The organism is Streptomyces boncukensis, from assembly GCF_011045075.1.
In the GTDB taxonomy this organism is placed as follows: domain Bacteria; phylum Actinomycetota; class Actinomycetes; order Streptomycetales; family Streptomycetaceae; genus Streptomyces; species Streptomyces boncukensis.
Window position 1 is genome coordinate 1 of sequence record NZ_JAAKZZ010000023.1, and the last position, 15353, is coordinate 15353.

Sequence of the window (15353 nt, forward strand, 5' to 3'; positions counted from 1 at the left end):
AGTCCCCATCCACCCGCCCGTGCCCCAGGAGGCAGCATGCCCTTCATCTCGCCCGAGGACGACCTCGTGCACGTCTTCAACATCTTCGAGACCAAGGACTGGGAGGGCCAGCAGCGCGTGCTGGACGCCCACCGCGACATCATCGACAACGCCGACTACCCCGGCTGGGTCTCCTCCACCGTGCACGGCGGCCAGGAGGCCCCCGGCACCGCCAACCTCGTCCAGTGGCGCAGCGTGCGGGCCCTGGAGGAGCGCTACGCCGGGACCCGCTTCCAGCGCACGACCGTCCCCCTCTTCCAGGAGCTGTCCACCTCGGTCCGGCTGCTGCGGACCGAGGCGGTCTTCGGCCAGCGCCACCCGGCCCAGGGCGAGGCCACCGAGGTCTCGCCGGAGCGCGACGACTACACCGTCATCGTCCTCCTCGACGTGGAGCCCGGGAAGCAGAGCGAGCTCCTCGGCGCCCTCGCCCACCCCGACGAGTGGCTGCTGACCGTCCCCGGCTACCGCTCCCACACCTATCTGCGCGGCCTCGACGGGTCCTTCGTCCTCAACTACGCGCAGTGGGGCAGCAAGGAGGACTACGACCGCTTCCACACCCTCCCCGAGGAGGAGCGCCCCGGCTACGTGCGCAAGAACCGGGCCCGCGCCCGCTCGCTGGCCACCTCCCGCTGGTCCAACACCTTCCGCGCCTGGCACTCGCGGTCCGCCGCGGTCGGCGCGCGGTGACCGCCCGGCAGCCGACCGACACAGAGCGGAGAGACCCGTGCGCTATCTGTTCACCACCCTCCCGGGGACCTCGCATATGCTGCCGCTGGTCCCCCTGGCACACGCCGCGCTCGCGGACGGCCACGACGTGGCCGTCGTCAGCAGCGGCCCGGGGCTGGAGACCGCCGCCGCGGCGGGACTGCAGACCCTGGCCCCGGACGACGGGGACAGCGCCCGCCCGTACCAGGAGCTCGGCCGCAGGGTCAACGAGACCAGCCTCACCCGGGACCTGACCGACCCCGAGCTGATCGCCCACTTCGGCTCCGTCTTCGCCGAGATCGGCACGCTGATGATGGACGGGCTGCTGGAGGCGGCGCGCAGCTGGCGGGCCGACACCGTGGTCTACACAGCGCCGCACCCGGCGGGGCTGGTCGCCGCCCGCGCGCTCGGGCTGCCCGCCGTGCTGCACGGCATCGGCACCCGCCGCCCCACCTTCGGCCCGGCGCTGGAGGGGCTGGCCCCGACGGCGCGGAAACTGGACGTGGACGAGGTGCGCGAGGCCGACGTCCAACTCGTTCTCGCCCCTCCCTCGCTGGAGACCATCCTCCAGGACGGCCCGCAGCGGGAGTCCGCGGCCCACACGCTCCCGATGCGCTACGTGCCCTACAACGGCGCCGGTGAGCTCCCCCGCGACCTGCTGCGGCGCGGCGAGCGCCCGCGGCTCGTCGCCACCCTCGGCTCCATCCCCGCCAGCTACGGCGAGGGAAGGCTGCTGCACGGGCTCGTCGAGGGGACCGCCGGGCTGGACGTCGAGCTGCTGCTGGCGGCCGGTACCGCCCAGCTGTCCGCGCTGCCCGACCCGCTGCCGGGGCACGTACGGCTGCTGGACTGGGTTCCGCTGCGCACGCTGCTGGAGACCTGCGACGGCATCGTCCACCACGGGGGGATGGGCACCATGTACGCGGCCTTCAGCGCCGGGGTGCCGCAGCTCGCCCTCACCCACGAGGGCACCGACAGCGCCGCCAACGCGAGGATCTCCAGGACCCGCGGCACCGGACCGCTGCTGGAGATGGACCGCGCCACGGCCGGGACCGTCGCCGCCGCCGTCCGGGACCTGCTCGGCAACGCCGGATACCGGCGGGCCAGCGAGGAGGTCGCCCGGGAGATGCGGACCATGCCCACCCCGAGGACCGTCGTCCCGCGGCTCACCCGGCTGCTGGAGGCGCAGGCGGCGGAGGCGGCGGAGGCGGGGAGCGCGGCATGAGGCTCCTGGCGACCGGCGCCGCCGGGTTCATCGGCTCGCACTACGTGCGCTCGCTCCTGGCGGGCGCGTACGGCGCGGACCGGCCGTCCGCCGTGACCGTACTGGACAAGCTGACCTACGCGGGCAACCGGGAGAACCTGCCGGACGGCGACGAGCGGCTCACCGTCATCCGCGGCGACGTCTGCGACGCCCGGCTGCTGGCCGAGGTGCTCCCCGGGCACGACGCCGTGGTGCACTTCGCGGCCGAGTCCCACGTGGACCGCTCCGTCGACGGCGGCGGCGCGTTCGTCCGCACCAACGTACTGGGCACCCAGACCCTGCTGGAGGCGGCCGTGCGGGCGGGGGTCGAGCGGGTCGTCCACGTCTCCACCGACGAGGTGTACGGCTCGATCCGCGAGGGCTCGTGGACCGAGGAGTCCCCCCTGCTGCCCAACTCGCCCTACGCGAGCTCCAAGGCGGGCTCCGACCTCGTCGCGCGCGCCTACTGGCGCACCCACGGGCTGGATGTGTCCATCACCCGCTGCTCCAACAACTACGGCCCCTACCAGCACCCGGAGAAGATGATCCCCCGGTTCGTCACCAACCTGCTGGAGGGCGAGCGGGTGCCGCTCTACGGCGACGGCCGCAACAGCCGCGAGTGGCTGCACGTCGACGACCACTGCCGGGCCATCCACCTGGTGCTGGCCCGGGGCCGGGCGGGCGAGGTCTACAACGTGGGCAGCGGCGACGAGCTGACCAACCGCGAGCTCACCGAGCGCATTCTGCGGCTGTGCGGGGCCGGCGCGGAGATGGTGCGCCGCGTCGCCGACCGCAAGGGCCACGACCTGCGCTACTCGCTGGACGACAGCAAGATCCGCGAGGAGCTCGGCTACGCCCCGCGCGTCGCCTTCGAGGGCGGCCTGGCCCGGACCGTCGCCTGGTACCGGGACAACCCCGGCTGGTGGAAGGCCGCCTAGGGCCGTGACCGGAAGCGCGCACCACGACACACGACCGACGGCGCGCCGCGCCGGGGAGAGGGGAGGAACCGTGGACCGGCAAGCGGAACGAGCGGACGCGGCGGGGGACACGGCGGGGGACACGGCGGACGTCCTGGTCGTCGGGGCGGGACCGACCGGGCTGATGCTGGCCGGGGAGCTGCGCCTGGGCGGCGCCCGGGTGACCGTGCTGGAGCGGCTGCCGGAGCCCACCGGGCAGTCCCGGGGCCTGGGCTTCACCGCCCGCGCCATGGAGGTCTTCGACCAGCGCGGGTTGCTGCCCCGCTTCGGGCCCGGACTGGAGACCAGCCCGCAGGGGCACTTCGGCGGGGTGCTGTTCGACTACACCGTGCTGGAGGACGCGCACTTCGGGGCGCGCGGCGTCCCGCAGTCCCGCACCGAGGCGGTGCTGGAGGAGTGGGCCGCCTCGCTGGGCGCCGACATCCGGCGGGGCTGGGAGGTGACGGAGCTGCGCCAGCCGCCCGGCGGGGGCGGTGACGCCGGCGGTGTGGAGGTCGCCGTCCGCACCCCGCGCGGTGAGCGGCGGCTGCATGCCGCGTACCTGGTGGGCTGCGACGGCGGGCACAGCGCCGTACGCCGGCTGGCCGGGTTCGACTTTCCGGGCACCCCGGCGACCCGGGAGATGTATCTGGCCGACCTGGTCGGCTCCCGGGTCCGGCCCCGCCCGCTGGGCGAACGGCTGCCCGGCGGCATGGTGATGGCGGCGCCGCTCGCGGAGGGCGTGGACCGCGTCATCGTCTGCCCGCACGGCACCGCGCCGCGCGAACGCGCCGAACAGCCCGGCTTCCCCGAGGTGGCCGCCGCCTGGCAGAACATCACGGGCGAGGACATCAGCGGCGGCACGGCGGACTGGGTCAGCTCGTTCACGGACGCCACCCGCCAGGTCACGGCGTACCGGCGCGGCCGGGTACTGCTCGCGGGCGACGCGGCGCACATCCATCTGCCCGCCGGGGGCCAGGGCCTGAGCACCGGGGTGCAGGACGCGGTCAACCTCGGCTGGAAGCTGGCCGCCGCGGTCCAGGGCTGGGCGCCGCCCGGCCTGCTCGACAGCTACCACGAGGAGCGGCACCCGGTCGGCGCCCGGCTGCTGATGAACACCCGCGCCCAGGGCGCCCTCTACCTCGGCGGGGAGGAGGCCGAGCCGCTGCGCGCGCTCTTCTCCGAGCTCATCGAGTACGACGAGGTCAAGCGGCACCTCGCGGGCACGGTCAGCCACCTCGACATCCGCTACGGCCCGCACGGTGACGGCCACCCGCTGCGGGGCCGGCGGCTCCCTGCGCGGGCGCTGCGCACCGCGGCGGGCGAGACCTCCACCACCGAGCTGCTGCACCCGGCCCAGGGCGTGCTGCTGGTGCTGGACGGCGGCGGCCGGGCCCGCGCCGAGGCGGCCTCCGGCTGGAAGGACCGCGTGGTGACGGCCGCCGGCACCCTCAGGGACCCGCGCGCCGGTGAACCGCTGGCCGACGCGGGAGCCGTGCTGGTGCGCCCCGACGGCCACGTGGTGTGGACCGCGGCGGACGCCTCGGACGGCGGCCGTCCGCACGCGGCCCTGCGCCGCTGGTTCGGCACGCCCGCACCGGCGTGACCGCCGGTTCCCGCCATACCGCAGTGGAGCAGACAGCGCGGTCCGCGAGCGCGGTCCGACAGAGCGATTCGACAGAGCGATTCGACAGAGTGGGGAGTGAGGCCGTATGGAGGCCGAGAAACTGGAGATCGAGGGGGCGTTCGCGTTCGTTCCGCCGGTCTTCACCGATCACCGGGGGCTGTTCTGCTCGCCGTTCCAGGGCGCGGAGTTCGCCGCGCACTTAGGGCGTCCGCTGTTTCCGGTGCAGCAGGTGAGCCACAACCTCTCCGCGCGGGACGTGCTGCGCGGCATCCACTACACCGCCGCTCCGCCGGGGATGGCGAAGTACGTGTACTGCCCCTACGGGCGGGTCCTGGACATCCTCGTCGATCTGCGCCTCGGCTCGCCCACGTTCGGGCGCTGGACGGCGCGGACCCTCGACGCCGGAAACTGCCAGGCCCTCTACATCCCCGTCGGTGTCGGGCACGCCTTCCTCTCCCGCGCGGACGACTCCATGGTCGTCTACATCCTCTCCCGGGGCTATGTGGCGGAGGACGAGCGCGCGGTCTCCCCGCTGGACCCCGCCCTCCGCCTGCCGCTGCCGGAGGGGACGGCGCCGATCCAGTCCGACCGGGACCGCGCGGCGCCCACGCTCGCTGAGGCGGAGCGGCAGGGGCTGCTGCCCCGCTACGAGGACTGCGTGGAAGCGGAGGCCCTGCCATGATCCGGACACCACGGCTGATCACGGTGCTCGGCGCCACCGGTTTCGTCGGCTCCGCCGTCCTGCGCGAGCTGGCGGCGCGTCCGGTGCGGATCCGGGCGGTCTCCCGGCGGCGCGCCGCCGTGCCGGACGGCGCCCGCGCCGGGATCGAGGTGCGCACGGCGGACCTCACCGAGCCGGGCGCGATGGCCGCTGCCGTGGCGGACGCCGATGTCGTCATCCACGCCATCGCCCATATCGCGGGCGCCACCACCTGGCGGGTGGCGGACGGCGACAGCGCGGCGGAACGCGTCAACGTCGGCCTGGTGCGCGATCTGGTGGCCGCGCTGGCGGAGCGCCCGCGCACCGGGGAGCCGCCCGCGGTGCTGCTCGCGGGCGCCGTCTCGCAGGCCGGGCCGGGCGCCGGGGAGCGGCTGGACGGCTCCGAGCCGGACCGGCCCTCCGGGGAGTACGACCGCCAGAAGCTCGCCGCCGAGCGGGTGCTGTTGCGGGCCGACGCCGCGGGCGTGCTGCGCGGCGCCTCGCTGCGGCTGCCCACGGTCTACGGCTACGGGCCGCACTCGACCGCGCGGGACAAGGGCGTGGTCTCCACCATGGTCCGCAGGGCGCTGGCCGGGGAGCCGCTGACGATGTGGCACGACGGCACCGTCCGCCGGGACCTGCTGTACGTGGAGGACGTGGCCCGCGCCTTCGCCGCCGGGGTCGACCACACGGAGGCGCTGGCCGGGCGGCACTGGCTGCTGGGCACGGGGGAGGCCCCACCGCTGGGGCAGGTCTTCGAGCGGATTGCCGCGCTGGTGTCCGAGGCCACCGGCAAGCCGCCGGTCCGGGTCGTCACCGTGGAGCCCCCCACCCACGCCGAGCCGGGCGACTTCCACAGCCTGGTCGTCGACGCGGCGGCGCTGCGCCGCGCCACCGGCTGGCGTCCCGAGGTGCCGCTGGACGAAGCGCTCCGCAGGACCGTCGCGTTCTGCGCGGACGGGGCGGAGAGGGAGCTGCCGTGACCACCGCAGCGCCGCTGCGCGCCCGTACCGAGTCCGAAGCGCTGGCCCGGCGGCTGGCGAGGTCGGCGGAGGTGCGCTCCAGCGACCGCCAGACGCGGACCGAGGACATCGAGGGCTGGCTGGCCGAGCGCGCCCGCGCGCACCGGTTCTCCGTCGAGCGGGCGCCGCTGGCGGCGCTGGACGGCTGGTCCTTCGCGCCCGGCACCGGCGACCTCGTGCACCGCAGCGGGCGGTTCTTCTCCGTCGGGGGGCTGTCGGTCGAGGTCGGCGACGGCCCGGTGACCGGGTGGCAGCAGCCGATCATCCAGCAGCCGGAGGTCGGCATCCTGGGCATCCTGGCCAAGGAGTTCGGCGGGGTGCTGCACTTCCTGATGCAGGCCAAGATGGAGCCGGGCAACCGCAATCTGCTCCAGCTCTCCCCGACGGTGCAGGCCACCCGGAGCAACTACTCCCGGGCGCACCAGGGCAGCCGGGTGAAGTACCTGGAGTACTTCGCCGGGTCCGCGCCTGCGCGGGTGCTGGTCGACTCGCTCCAGTCGGAGCACGGCTCCTGGTTCCACCGCAAGTCCAACCGCAACATGCTGGTGGAGACCGACGCCGACGTACCGCTCGCCGAGGACTTCCGCTGGCTGACCCTCGGCCAGATCGGGGAGCTGCTGCGCGGGGACAACGTGGTCAACATGGACGCCCGCACGGTCATCGCCTGCTTCCCGCTGGCCGACGCCGGGCTGCGCGCCCTGCGGTCGGACACCGAGCTGCTGTCCTGGTTCACCAACGAGCGCTCCCGCCACGAGGTGGAGGTCCGGCGCATCCCGCTGGACAGCGTCGAGGGCTGGGAGCGCGGCGCGGAGTGCGTGCGCCGCCCGGACGGGCGTTACTTCCGGGTGGTCGGCGTCCGGGTGGAGGCGGGGAGCCGGGAGGTCACCGGCTGGTCGCAGCCGCTGTTCGAGCCGACCGGCACCGGTGTGACGGCGTTCCTGCACCGGCGTGTCGACGGTGTGCCGCACCTGCTGGCGCACGCCAAGGTGGAGGCCGGATTCCTGGACACCGTCGAGCTGGCGCCGACCGTCCAGTGCAACCCCGGCAACTGGGACCACCTGCCCTCTCCCGCCCGGCCCCCGTTCCTGGCTGCGGTGCTCGCCGCCGAGCGCGGGCGGATCAGCTACGAGGCGCTGCACTCGGAGGAGGGCGGCAGGTTCCTCAACGCGGAGAGCCGCTATCTGTTCGTCGAGGCCGACGAGTCCCTCGCGCCGCTCGACCCGCCGGTCGGCTACCAGTGGGTGACGCCGGGTCAGCTCAACACCCTGCTCGCGCACGGCCACTACGTCAACGTGCAGGCCAGGACGCTGCTCTCGTGCCTCAACTCCGGCGCCGTGACCCTCTGACGGGCACGCCGCCGCTGACCGAACAGCCACGAACGACCAGGAACGACCAGGAACGAGGCGAGTATGGACTCCACCCCCGGGACACTCCCGGCCCCCGATACCCCCGCGTCCGCCGCGACGCCCTCCGCGCTGAGCGGCCAGGTGCGGGCGCTCAGCGACCGGGCGGAGCTCACGGCTCTGTGCGACCGCTATGTCATGCACCTCGACCGCGACCGGTACGAGGACGGCTGGTTCGCGGACGTCTTCACGCAGGACGCCGAACTGACCTTCCCCATGGGCACATACCGGGGGCGGGAGGGGATGGCCCGGTTCCAGGAGATGGCCGGGAGCACCTTCGAGCGCACCCACCACCTCGCCGGGAACTACCTGGTCGACATCGAAGGCGACCAGGCCCGGGTGCGGGCGCATCTGACGGCCGTGCATGTGCGGCGGCGCCAGGATCCGCAGGACCACTTCGCCATCGGCGGCCACTTCGAGGCCGGGGCCGTGCGCACCGCCCGCGGCTGGCGGCTGCGCACCTTCGTCTTCGACCTGGTGTGGAACGCGGGCGCGGCCCCGGGCAACTACGAAGGAGGAGCATCGCGATGAGCACCCTGATGGGCAAGACAGCCCTCGTCACCGGCTCCAGCCGGGGCATCGGCCGCGCCACCGCCGTCCGGCTGGCCCGGGACGGCGCGCTGGTGGCCGTCCACTACACCGCCAACAAGGACGCCGCCGAGGAGACCGTCAGCGCCATCCGGGGCGGCGGCGGCCGGGCCTTCGCCGTCCGGGCCGAGCTGGGCGTGCCCGGCGACGTCGACGAGCTGTTCGCGGGCCTGGAGGCCGGGCTGGTGGAGCACACCGGCGCGACCGCGCTCGACATCCTGGTCAACAACGCCGGGGTGATGGGCGGAGGGTCGGCCCAGGAGACCACCCCCGAGCTCTTCGACCGCCTCTTCGCGGTCAACGTCAAGGCGCCGTTCTTCCTGATCCAGCGGGCCATGGCGAACCTCTCCGAGGGCGGCCGGATCGTCAACATCTCCTCCGGCCTCAGCCGCATCGCCAGCCCCGGCGTGGTCACCTACGCGCTGACCAAGGGCGCCGTCGAGCACCTGGCTCCGCACTTCGCCAAGCTGCTCGCGCCCCGCGGCATCACCGTGAACACCGTGGCGCCCGGGGTCACCCGCAACGACAGCCCCGTCTTCGACAACGCCGACGCCGTCGCGGAGATGGCCAGGATGTCGGCGTTCGACCGGGTCGGGGAGCCGGAGGACGTCGCGGACGTGGTCGCCTTCCTCGCCTCACCGCAGGGCCGCTGGGTCACCGGCGCGTTCCTCGACGCCACCGGCGGCAGCCTCCTGGGGTGAGCGTTGCCAGACGGTGACCGGCGGATCGTCCTGGGTCGGGGCTGCCCCTTGCTGTTGCGTAGCAGGCCGCGGCTGGGTTGTGGCTGGTCGCGCAGTTCCCCGCGCCCCTGACGGGGCGCACGGATGTGCCCCGTCAGGGAAAGCGCAAGGGGCAGCCCCGACCCGGCGCCCCCGCACCGCAGGCCCCTAGCGGGCAGCGGCCCGGCGGGCGAGCCGGCCGGCCACGTCCTGGGGGCCGGGCCGGGCGGCGAGCTCGGCGGCCACCCGCACGCTCGCCGCGCGGTAGGCCGGATCGCGTACCACCGCGCGCACCGCCTCGCCCGCCGCCCCGGCGCTGCACGCGGACGGCTCCAGCCGGACCCCCGCGCCCCGCTGCCGCACCGCCTCCGCGTTGGACAGGGCGTCGCCGCGCGTCGTCGTGACGATCACCTGCGGGACGCCGGCGGCCAGGGCGCTGAGCATGGTGCTCATACCGCCGTGGTGGACCACGGCGGCACAGGTGGGCAGCAGCGCCCCGAGCGGGAGGAAGTCCACCGCACGCCTCCGCTCTCCGGACGCCCCCGGCTCCCGTCCGACCCCGGTGCCGAGGGTGGTCACGACCACCTCGGCGTCCAGCGCGCCCTCGGCGCCCTTGGCCAGCTCGGCCAGCAGCGGCCCCTGGGCCCGTACGTGCTCGGGCACCGAGCCCATGGTCAGCAGCACCCGGGGCCGGCTTCCGGCCCGCAGCGCCCACGTCGGCACCGGGCCGCCGCCGTTGTGGGTGCCGGGCCGCATCGGCAGCACCGGGTACGGGGGCGCGTCGCCGGGCCGGACCATGGAGTTGAACCGCTCCAGCGAGTCCGGGCCGAGCGCCACCCCGGCGTCCGGCACGGGTGCGGCGCTCTCGCCGCTCTCCCGCGCCCGCGCTCCGCGCAGCGGGAAGGGCGGGTGGCGCAGCCCGATCTCGTGGAGCACGGCCAGACTCCCGGCAGCGCGCGCCGCGAGGCCGGCGGCGGGCAGCATCGGCGGATAGAGCACCACGTCGGCCCTCCAGTCCCGGGCCGCGGCCTCCAGGCCGGGCAGCAGCGTCTCCCCGATCTCGGCGAACGCGTCGGACAGCAGCTCCATGGTCTCCGCGTACGTCGGCTCGCGCTCCATGGCGGTGGCCGCGAACCGCCGGTAGGGAGCGGTGACGTCGGCGTCCGGCGCGGCGTCGAGCACCGGCAGGCCCGCCTCGGCGGCCGTCGGCAGCGAGTCGCCGCCGGCGGCGAACAGCACCTGGTGGCCCTGGAGCCGGGCCGCCTGCGCGAGCGGGATCAGGGGCGTGGTCTGCGAGAATGCGGGCGTCGAGGTGAACAGAAAGCGCATGCTGCCCTCTCGGGGTGTCGGAATGGGCCCCGCGTCAGGTAAAGTACAACCAGCATGGCAGATAGCGTGGAGCGCGTCACGAGGCCGGGAGGTGCGGTCATGAGCAGGCAGAGCGCGGTGCGCGCGCGCCCCCTGGGCGGGCGGGCGGACAAGCGCGCGGCGATTCTCGCCGGCGCGCTGGCGGTCTTCGCGCGGGACGGCTACAGCCGCGCGAGCATCGACGCGATCTCCGCGGAGGGGGGTGTCTCCACCCGCACCATCTACAACCACTTCGCCGACAAGGCGCGGCTCTTCGAGGCCGTCATCGAGCAGAGCGCCGCAGCGGCGGCGGCGGACCAGATCGCGCTGATCGAGCGGCATCTGGACGAGGTGGCCGAGCTGGAGCCCGCGCTCACGGCCTTCGGCCGCGCCTGGACCGTCTCCATGGACGCGCACGCCGCCCACTTCTCGCTGGTCAGCCAGGTCGACGCGGAGCCGGGTCACGTTCCCGAGGCCGCGCTCGCGGCCTGGCAGGAGGCCGGCCCGCTCCGGGTGCGGCGGGAGCTCGCGGCCCGGCTGCGGAAGGTCGCGGACCGGGGCCTGCTGAGCGTCCCCGACCCGGACCGCGCAGCGCTCCACCTCCTGCTGCTGGTCTCCGCGGACTCCGCCGACTCCGGCGGGCTGGAGTACGCGACGCGGGGCGCGCGCACGGAGTCCGAGATCGCCGAGTCGGTCGCCGCGGGCGTCCACACCTTCCTCTACGGCTACGTCCCCCGGTAGCGGAAGCGGCCGCCCAGGGGGGAGGTATGGGGGGATACGGGGATTGCGCGGTGTGTGCCCGTGCCCTTGCCTGGGGGCGTGATGGATACCGAGGGCGTCACCGTGGAGTCCCTGCGTGCGGCAGGGCATCTCAAGTGGACCGAGGCCGGCAGCGATCTGCTCGGCGCGGACGTGGCCGAGATGGACTACGGCACGGCCCCGCCCGTGGCGGCCGCGCTGCGTGCGGCCGTCGAACGCGGATCGCTGGGCTATCTCTCGCCGGTCCACGAGGCCGAGCTCGCCGAGGCGTGCGCGGCCTGGCAGCGCGAGCGCCACGGGTGGCCGGTGGCACCGCGCGATGTCCGGCTGCTCCCCGACGTGATCCGGGCCCTGCACCTGGCCGTCGCGCACTTCTCCCGGCCCGGCTCGCCGGTCATCGTGCCGACACCCGCGTACGCCCCGTTCCTGCGCGTTCCGGAACTGCTGGGCCGACGGGTCATCGAGGTCGAGCTGACGCGGTCCGAAGGCCGCTACCGCTACGACCTCGACGCGCTGGAGCGCGCGTACGCGGACGGCGGACATCTGCTGCTGCTGTGCAACCCGCACAACCCTCTCGGCAGGGTGTTCGAGGCCGGTGAGCTCGCGGCCGTCTGCGAGGTGGTCGCGCGCCACGGAGGCCGGGTGTTCGCGGACGAGATCCACGCCCCGATCGTCTACGGAGGGCGCCGGCACGTCCCCTATGCGACGGTCGCGCCCCAGGCGGCCGAGCACACGGTCACGGCCGTCTCCGCGGCGAAGGCATGGAACCTCGCCGGCCTGAAGTGCGCCCAGGTGATCCTCGGCAACGACGCGGACCGCGACCGCTGGGCGGGGCTCGACCGGCTCGCCACCGACGGGGTCTCGACCCTCGGCGCCGTCGCGGCGACCGCCGCGTACCGGCACGGCCGGGACTGGCTGGAGGACGTGCTGGCCTATCTGGACGCGAACCGGCGCCTGCTCGCCGAGCGGCTGCCCGGGATCTCCCGCACGCCCGTGGAGGGGACCTTTGTCGCCTGGCTGGACCTCCGCGACGCCGGCCTGCCGGATCCGGACCCGGCCGCGTACCTGGCGAGGACGGCCGGCGTCTCGCTGCTGAACGGCGCACGCTGCGGGGCCGCGGGGCGGGGCTTCGTACGGCTCAACTTCGCCACGACGCGCGAGATACTGACGCTCCTCGTGGCACGGACGGCCGCCGCGGTGGGCCGGTGCGGCGGCGCCGGGCGGGCGGCCGCGTAGGGGCGACTCTAGGGGAGGACGGGGGCTGGATCGGAGCGCTTGCGGCGGTAGCGTCGGGAGGGCCGGTGATCAACCGGTTTCCCTGTTCCGACCGGCTCCGGTCGACGAGGCCCCGAGGAGTGATGACGTGTCCCGCGCATGGTTACGTCTGCGTCTGACCACGCAGCAGGAAGACACCCGTGATGCCGCGCCGGAACGTGCCGTGGAGGGCGCGCGGCACGCGGTGCGCGCCGTGACCCGCCGCGATCCCGATGCCGACTGGTCCCTGCTTCCCCTCGACGACGGCAGCCTCCTCCTGTGGTTCGCCGCGGCCTTCGGGCAACTCGACCGGACGGGCGCCGAGGCGCGCCGGGCGGCCGCCGCGGCCGGGTGCGTGGCCCGGGGCGATGACGACGCGGAGCTCTGGTCCCGCTACGCCCCCTGCCACGACAGCGAGCAGACCCGGAAACTGTCCACGGTGTCGAGCGCGTTCGCGCTGACCGTGCTCGCGAGCGGCGGTCTGCCCGCCTCCCGGCGGCTGCCCCTGGCCGTGGCGCACATGCGGCAGGTGAGCGGCCTGGTGCCGGACCGCGACCGCGCGGGCTTCCTCTTCGCATGCTGGAAGGACTGGACCTGCGACGCCACCCCGGCGCAGCGCGTGGCGCTCGAACAGTGGGTCACCGCGCTGCCGGCCACACCGGAGTGGCGCGCGGAGATGGGCTGGAGCGCGGAGGTCCGCGCGGCATGGCGCCGCTACCTCGACACCCTCCAGGTCACCGCGATCGACCCGGACATGACGGGAACCCCCCTCAACTACCTGCTGTTCGAGCACGCGCACCTGCTGCACCGGAGGCTGGGCATCCCGCCCGGCACCGAAGGGCTCGCCGCCAGGATCGTACGATCCGCGGCGCTGTCCCCCCGCCCCGGCGCGAAGCCGGCGGACGCGGCCGTGGTGGGTGCCGGATGACCAGGATCGATGTCGCCGCGCCCGGCGGGGCCTACCCGGTGCACATCGGTGCGGGCGTACGCCACCTGCTCAGGGAACAGGCCGCCGGGCTCGGCGCGCGGCGGGCCGCTGTCGTGACGGCGCGGCCACCGGACTGGCTGCCGCACACCGGGGTCGACACCCTGGTGATCGAGGCCCGCGACGGCGAGCCCGGCAAGAACCTCACCCTGGTGGAGGACCTGTGCGGCCGGTTCGCGCGGTTCGGTCTGACGCGTGCCGACCTGATCGTGTCGTGCGGAGGCGGCACGACCACCGACACCGTCGGGCTCGCCGCCGCGCTGTATCACCGGGGCACCCCGGTGATACACCTGCCGACATCGCTGCTCGCCCAGGTGGACGCGAGCATCGGCGGCAAGACGGCGGTCAACCTGCCCGAGGGCAAGAACCTGGTGGGCGCGTACTGGCAGCCCAGGGCCGTGCTGTGCGACACCGACTTCCTGCAGACGCTGCCGCGCCGCGAACGGACCAACGGCTACGGCGAGATCGCCCGCTGCCACTTCATCGGCGCCGGGCGGCTGCACGGGCTGCCGCTGCACGAGCAGATCGCCGCGAGCGTACGGCGCAAGGCGGAGATCGTCGCGGCCGACGAACGGGACGCGGGGCTGCGCCACATCCTCAACTACGGCCACACCCTCGGCCACGCGCTGGAGCGCGCGACCGGCTTCGCGCTGCGCCACGGCGAATCCGTGGCGATCGGGACGGTGTTCGCCGGAAGGCTCGCCGGCGCCCTCGGCCGCATCGGCCCGGCACGCGTCGAGGAGCACCTGGAGGTGGTCCGGGCGTACGGCCTGCCCGAGGCGCTGCCGGCCGGGCTCGACCCGGAGGAGCTGACGTCCTTGATGCGGCTGGACAAGAAGGCGGTGAACGGGCTGTCGTTCGTGCTGGACGGCGACCGGGGCGCCGAACTGGTGCCGGACGTGCCGCAGGACCTGGTCCTGGACACGCTGCGGGAGATGCCCACCGCGGCGTACCCGGCGCCCGCACCGCCCGCACCGCCCGCACTGTGAGGAGGCCCGCTGTGGGCACGCTCGGAATCGACATCGGCGGCACGAAAGTGGTGCTGCGTACGGAAGACGGCGCGGGCCCGGCGCACGAGCGCACCTTCCGCTGGCCCCGCACCCGGGACGCCGTGGCCGACTGCGCGCTGCTGGCCGCGGGGGTGCGGGACGCCGCCGGACACGCGGACATCGAGGCGGTCGGCGTCGCCATGCCGGCCACGCTGGATCCCGCCGGGCGGGTCGTGGCGTGGCCCAGCCGCGCACACTGGGCGGGGCTGGAGTTCGTGCCGTTCCTGCGCGGCCTGCTGCCGTCGGCGGACGTCCGCTGCGCCGACGACGGCGACCTCGCGGCCCTCGCCGAGGCCGACGCCGCGGGGGCGGAGTCGCTGCTGTACCTCGGCGTCGGCACCGGCATCGGAGGAGGGCTCGTACGCGACGGCCACCCGCTGCCCGGCATCGGCCGCGGCTCGTGCGAGGTGGGGCATGTGGTGGTGGACCGCGCCGGGCCGCGCTGCGTCTGCGGCCGGCGGGGGTGTGTGCAGGCCGTGGCCTCCGGCCCGGCCACGCTCGCCAGGGCCTCCGCACTGCGCGGTGCGGCGGTCGGCGCCGACCGCCTGCGGGAGGAGTGGCGGTCCGGAACCTCCTGGGCGCGGGCGGTCGTGGAGGAGAGCTGTGCCGCGCTGGCCGCGGCCGTCACGACGGTCACCGAGCTGTTCCGGCCCTCGCTGGTCCGGATCGGCGGCGGCTTCGCGGCCGGGCTCCCGGGATTCGTCACCGGCGTCGCCGACGGCGTCTCGGCCCTGGCACGCGCGGGCCAGGGCGCGGTACCGGTGGAGCCGGCGGAGTTCGGCCCCCTCTCCTCACTGCGCGGCGCGACCCTGCTGGCCGGCGCGGAAGCGCGGTAGCCCGTGTCCCTGGTGCCGCGTCCGGCGGATCCTGCTGGGCAGGGGCTGCCCCTGCCGGTGCGTCGCAGTTCGCGGCAGCATTGTGGTTGTTCGCGCAGTTCCCCGCGCTCCTGCGGCGGCG

At 74.8% G+C, this 15353-nt stretch carries 15 protein-coding genes; 14 read left to right on the forward strand and 1 reads right to left on the reverse strand.

The window, feature by feature from the left end; translation table 11 throughout:
- Nucleotides 1-36: 36 nt before the first annotated feature.
- From G5C65_RS04150 to G5C65_RS04190, 9 genes are all read left to right on the forward strand, one after another.
- Nucleotides 37-726, forward strand: coding sequence for an antibiotic biosynthesis monooxygenase family protein (locus tag G5C65_RS04150; protein WP_165297220.1), 690 nt, complete (start codon nt 37-39; stop codon nt 724-726).
- 37 nt (nt 727-763) lie between these two features.
- Nucleotides 764-1969, forward strand: coding sequence for a nucleotide disphospho-sugar-binding domain-containing protein (locus G5C65_RS04155; RefSeq protein WP_165297221.1), 1206 nt, complete (start codon nt 764-766; stop codon nt 1967-1969).
- Nucleotides 1966-2925: a dTDP-glucose 4,6-dehydratase gene (gene rfbB / locus G5C65_RS04160; RefSeq protein WP_165297222.1), complete on the forward strand. Its 960-nt coding sequence runs from the start codon at nt 1966-1968 to the stop codon at nt 2923-2925. The genes G5C65_RS04155 and rfbB overlap by 4 nt, the downstream gene beginning before the upstream one ends.
- Before the next feature lie 4 nt (nt 2926-2929).
- Nucleotides 2930-4549: an FAD-dependent monooxygenase gene (locus G5C65_RS04165; RefSeq protein WP_338146223.1), complete on the forward strand. Its 1620-nt coding sequence runs from the start codon at nt 2930-2932 to the stop codon at nt 4547-4549.
- Between the two features lie 106 nt (nt 4550-4655).
- A complete protein-coding gene (locus tag G5C65_RS04170) occupies nt 4656-5252 on the forward strand; it encodes a dTDP-4-dehydrorhamnose 3,5-epimerase family protein (RefSeq protein ID WP_165297223.1) in 597 nt (198 codons plus the stop codon).
- Nucleotides 5249-6253, forward strand: coding sequence for an NAD-dependent epimerase/dehydratase family protein (locus G5C65_RS04175; protein WP_165297224.1), 1005 nt, complete (start codon nt 5249-5251; stop codon nt 6251-6253). Before G5C65_RS04170 ends, G5C65_RS04175 begins: the two co-directional genes overlap by 4 nt.
- The gene (locus G5C65_RS04180; RefSeq protein WP_165297225.1) at nt 6250-7638 is read left to right on the forward strand and encodes an NDP-hexose 2,3-dehydratase family protein; all 1389 of its coding nucleotides are present in this window, start codon (nt 6250-6252) and stop codon (nt 7636-7638) included. The genes G5C65_RS04175 and G5C65_RS04180 overlap by 4 nt, the downstream gene beginning before the upstream one ends.
- Nucleotides 7639-7701: 63 nt before the next feature.
- The gene (locus tag G5C65_RS04185; protein ID WP_165297226.1) at nt 7702-8226 is read left to right on the forward strand and encodes a nuclear transport factor 2 family protein; all 525 of its coding nucleotides are present in this window, start codon (nt 7702-7704) and stop codon (nt 8224-8226) included.
- Nucleotides 8223-8984 (forward strand): SDR family oxidoreductase, encoded by a 762-nt coding sequence (locus G5C65_RS04190; RefSeq protein WP_165297227.1) that lies wholly within the window; start codon nt 8223-8225, stop codon nt 8982-8984. The genes G5C65_RS04185 and G5C65_RS04190 overlap by 4 nt, the downstream gene beginning before the upstream one ends.
- Nucleotides 8985-9170: 186 nt before the next feature.
- Here G5C65_RS04190 and G5C65_RS04195 read toward each other — a convergent pair whose 3' ends face one another.
- Entirely contained in the window at nt 9171-10331 is a 1161-nt protein-coding gene (locus G5C65_RS04195) for a glycosyltransferase (RefSeq protein ID WP_165297228.1), read from the reverse strand.
- A gap of 99 nt (nt 10332-10430) precedes the next feature.
- Between G5C65_RS04195 and G5C65_RS04200 the strand changes: the two genes are divergently transcribed.
- The 5 genes from G5C65_RS04200 (at nt 10431) to G5C65_RS04220 (ending at nt 15232) form a co-directional block, all read left to right on the forward strand.
- Nucleotides 10431-11090 (forward strand): TetR/AcrR family transcriptional regulator, encoded by a 660-nt coding sequence (locus G5C65_RS04200; RefSeq protein WP_165297229.1) that lies wholly within the window; start codon nt 10431-10433, stop codon nt 11088-11090.
- Nucleotides 11091-11171: 81 nt separating this feature from the next.
- Nucleotides 11172-12344 (forward strand): MalY/PatB family protein, encoded by a 1173-nt coding sequence (locus G5C65_RS04205; protein WP_165297245.1) that lies wholly within the window; start codon nt 11172-11174, stop codon nt 12342-12344.
- A gap of 127 nt (nt 12345-12471) precedes the next feature.
- Nucleotides 12472-13290, forward strand: coding sequence for a hypothetical protein (locus G5C65_RS04210; protein ID WP_165297230.1), 819 nt, complete (start codon nt 12472-12474; stop codon nt 13288-13290).
- Nucleotides 13287-14336, forward strand: a complete 1050-nt coding sequence (locus G5C65_RS04215; protein ID WP_165297231.1) for a 3-dehydroquinate synthase family protein — start codon at nt 13287-13289, stop codon at nt 14334-14336. Before G5C65_RS04210 ends, G5C65_RS04215 begins: the two co-directional genes overlap by 4 nt.
- 11 nt (nt 14337-14347) lie before the next feature.
- Nucleotides 14348-15232 carry an ROK family protein gene (locus tag G5C65_RS04220; RefSeq protein ID WP_165297232.1) on the forward strand — a complete coding sequence of 295 codons (885 nt, stop codon included), beginning with the start codon at nt 14348-14350 and terminating at the stop codon, nt 15230-15232.
- The last annotated feature ends 121 nt before the right edge of the window (nt 15233-15353 follow it).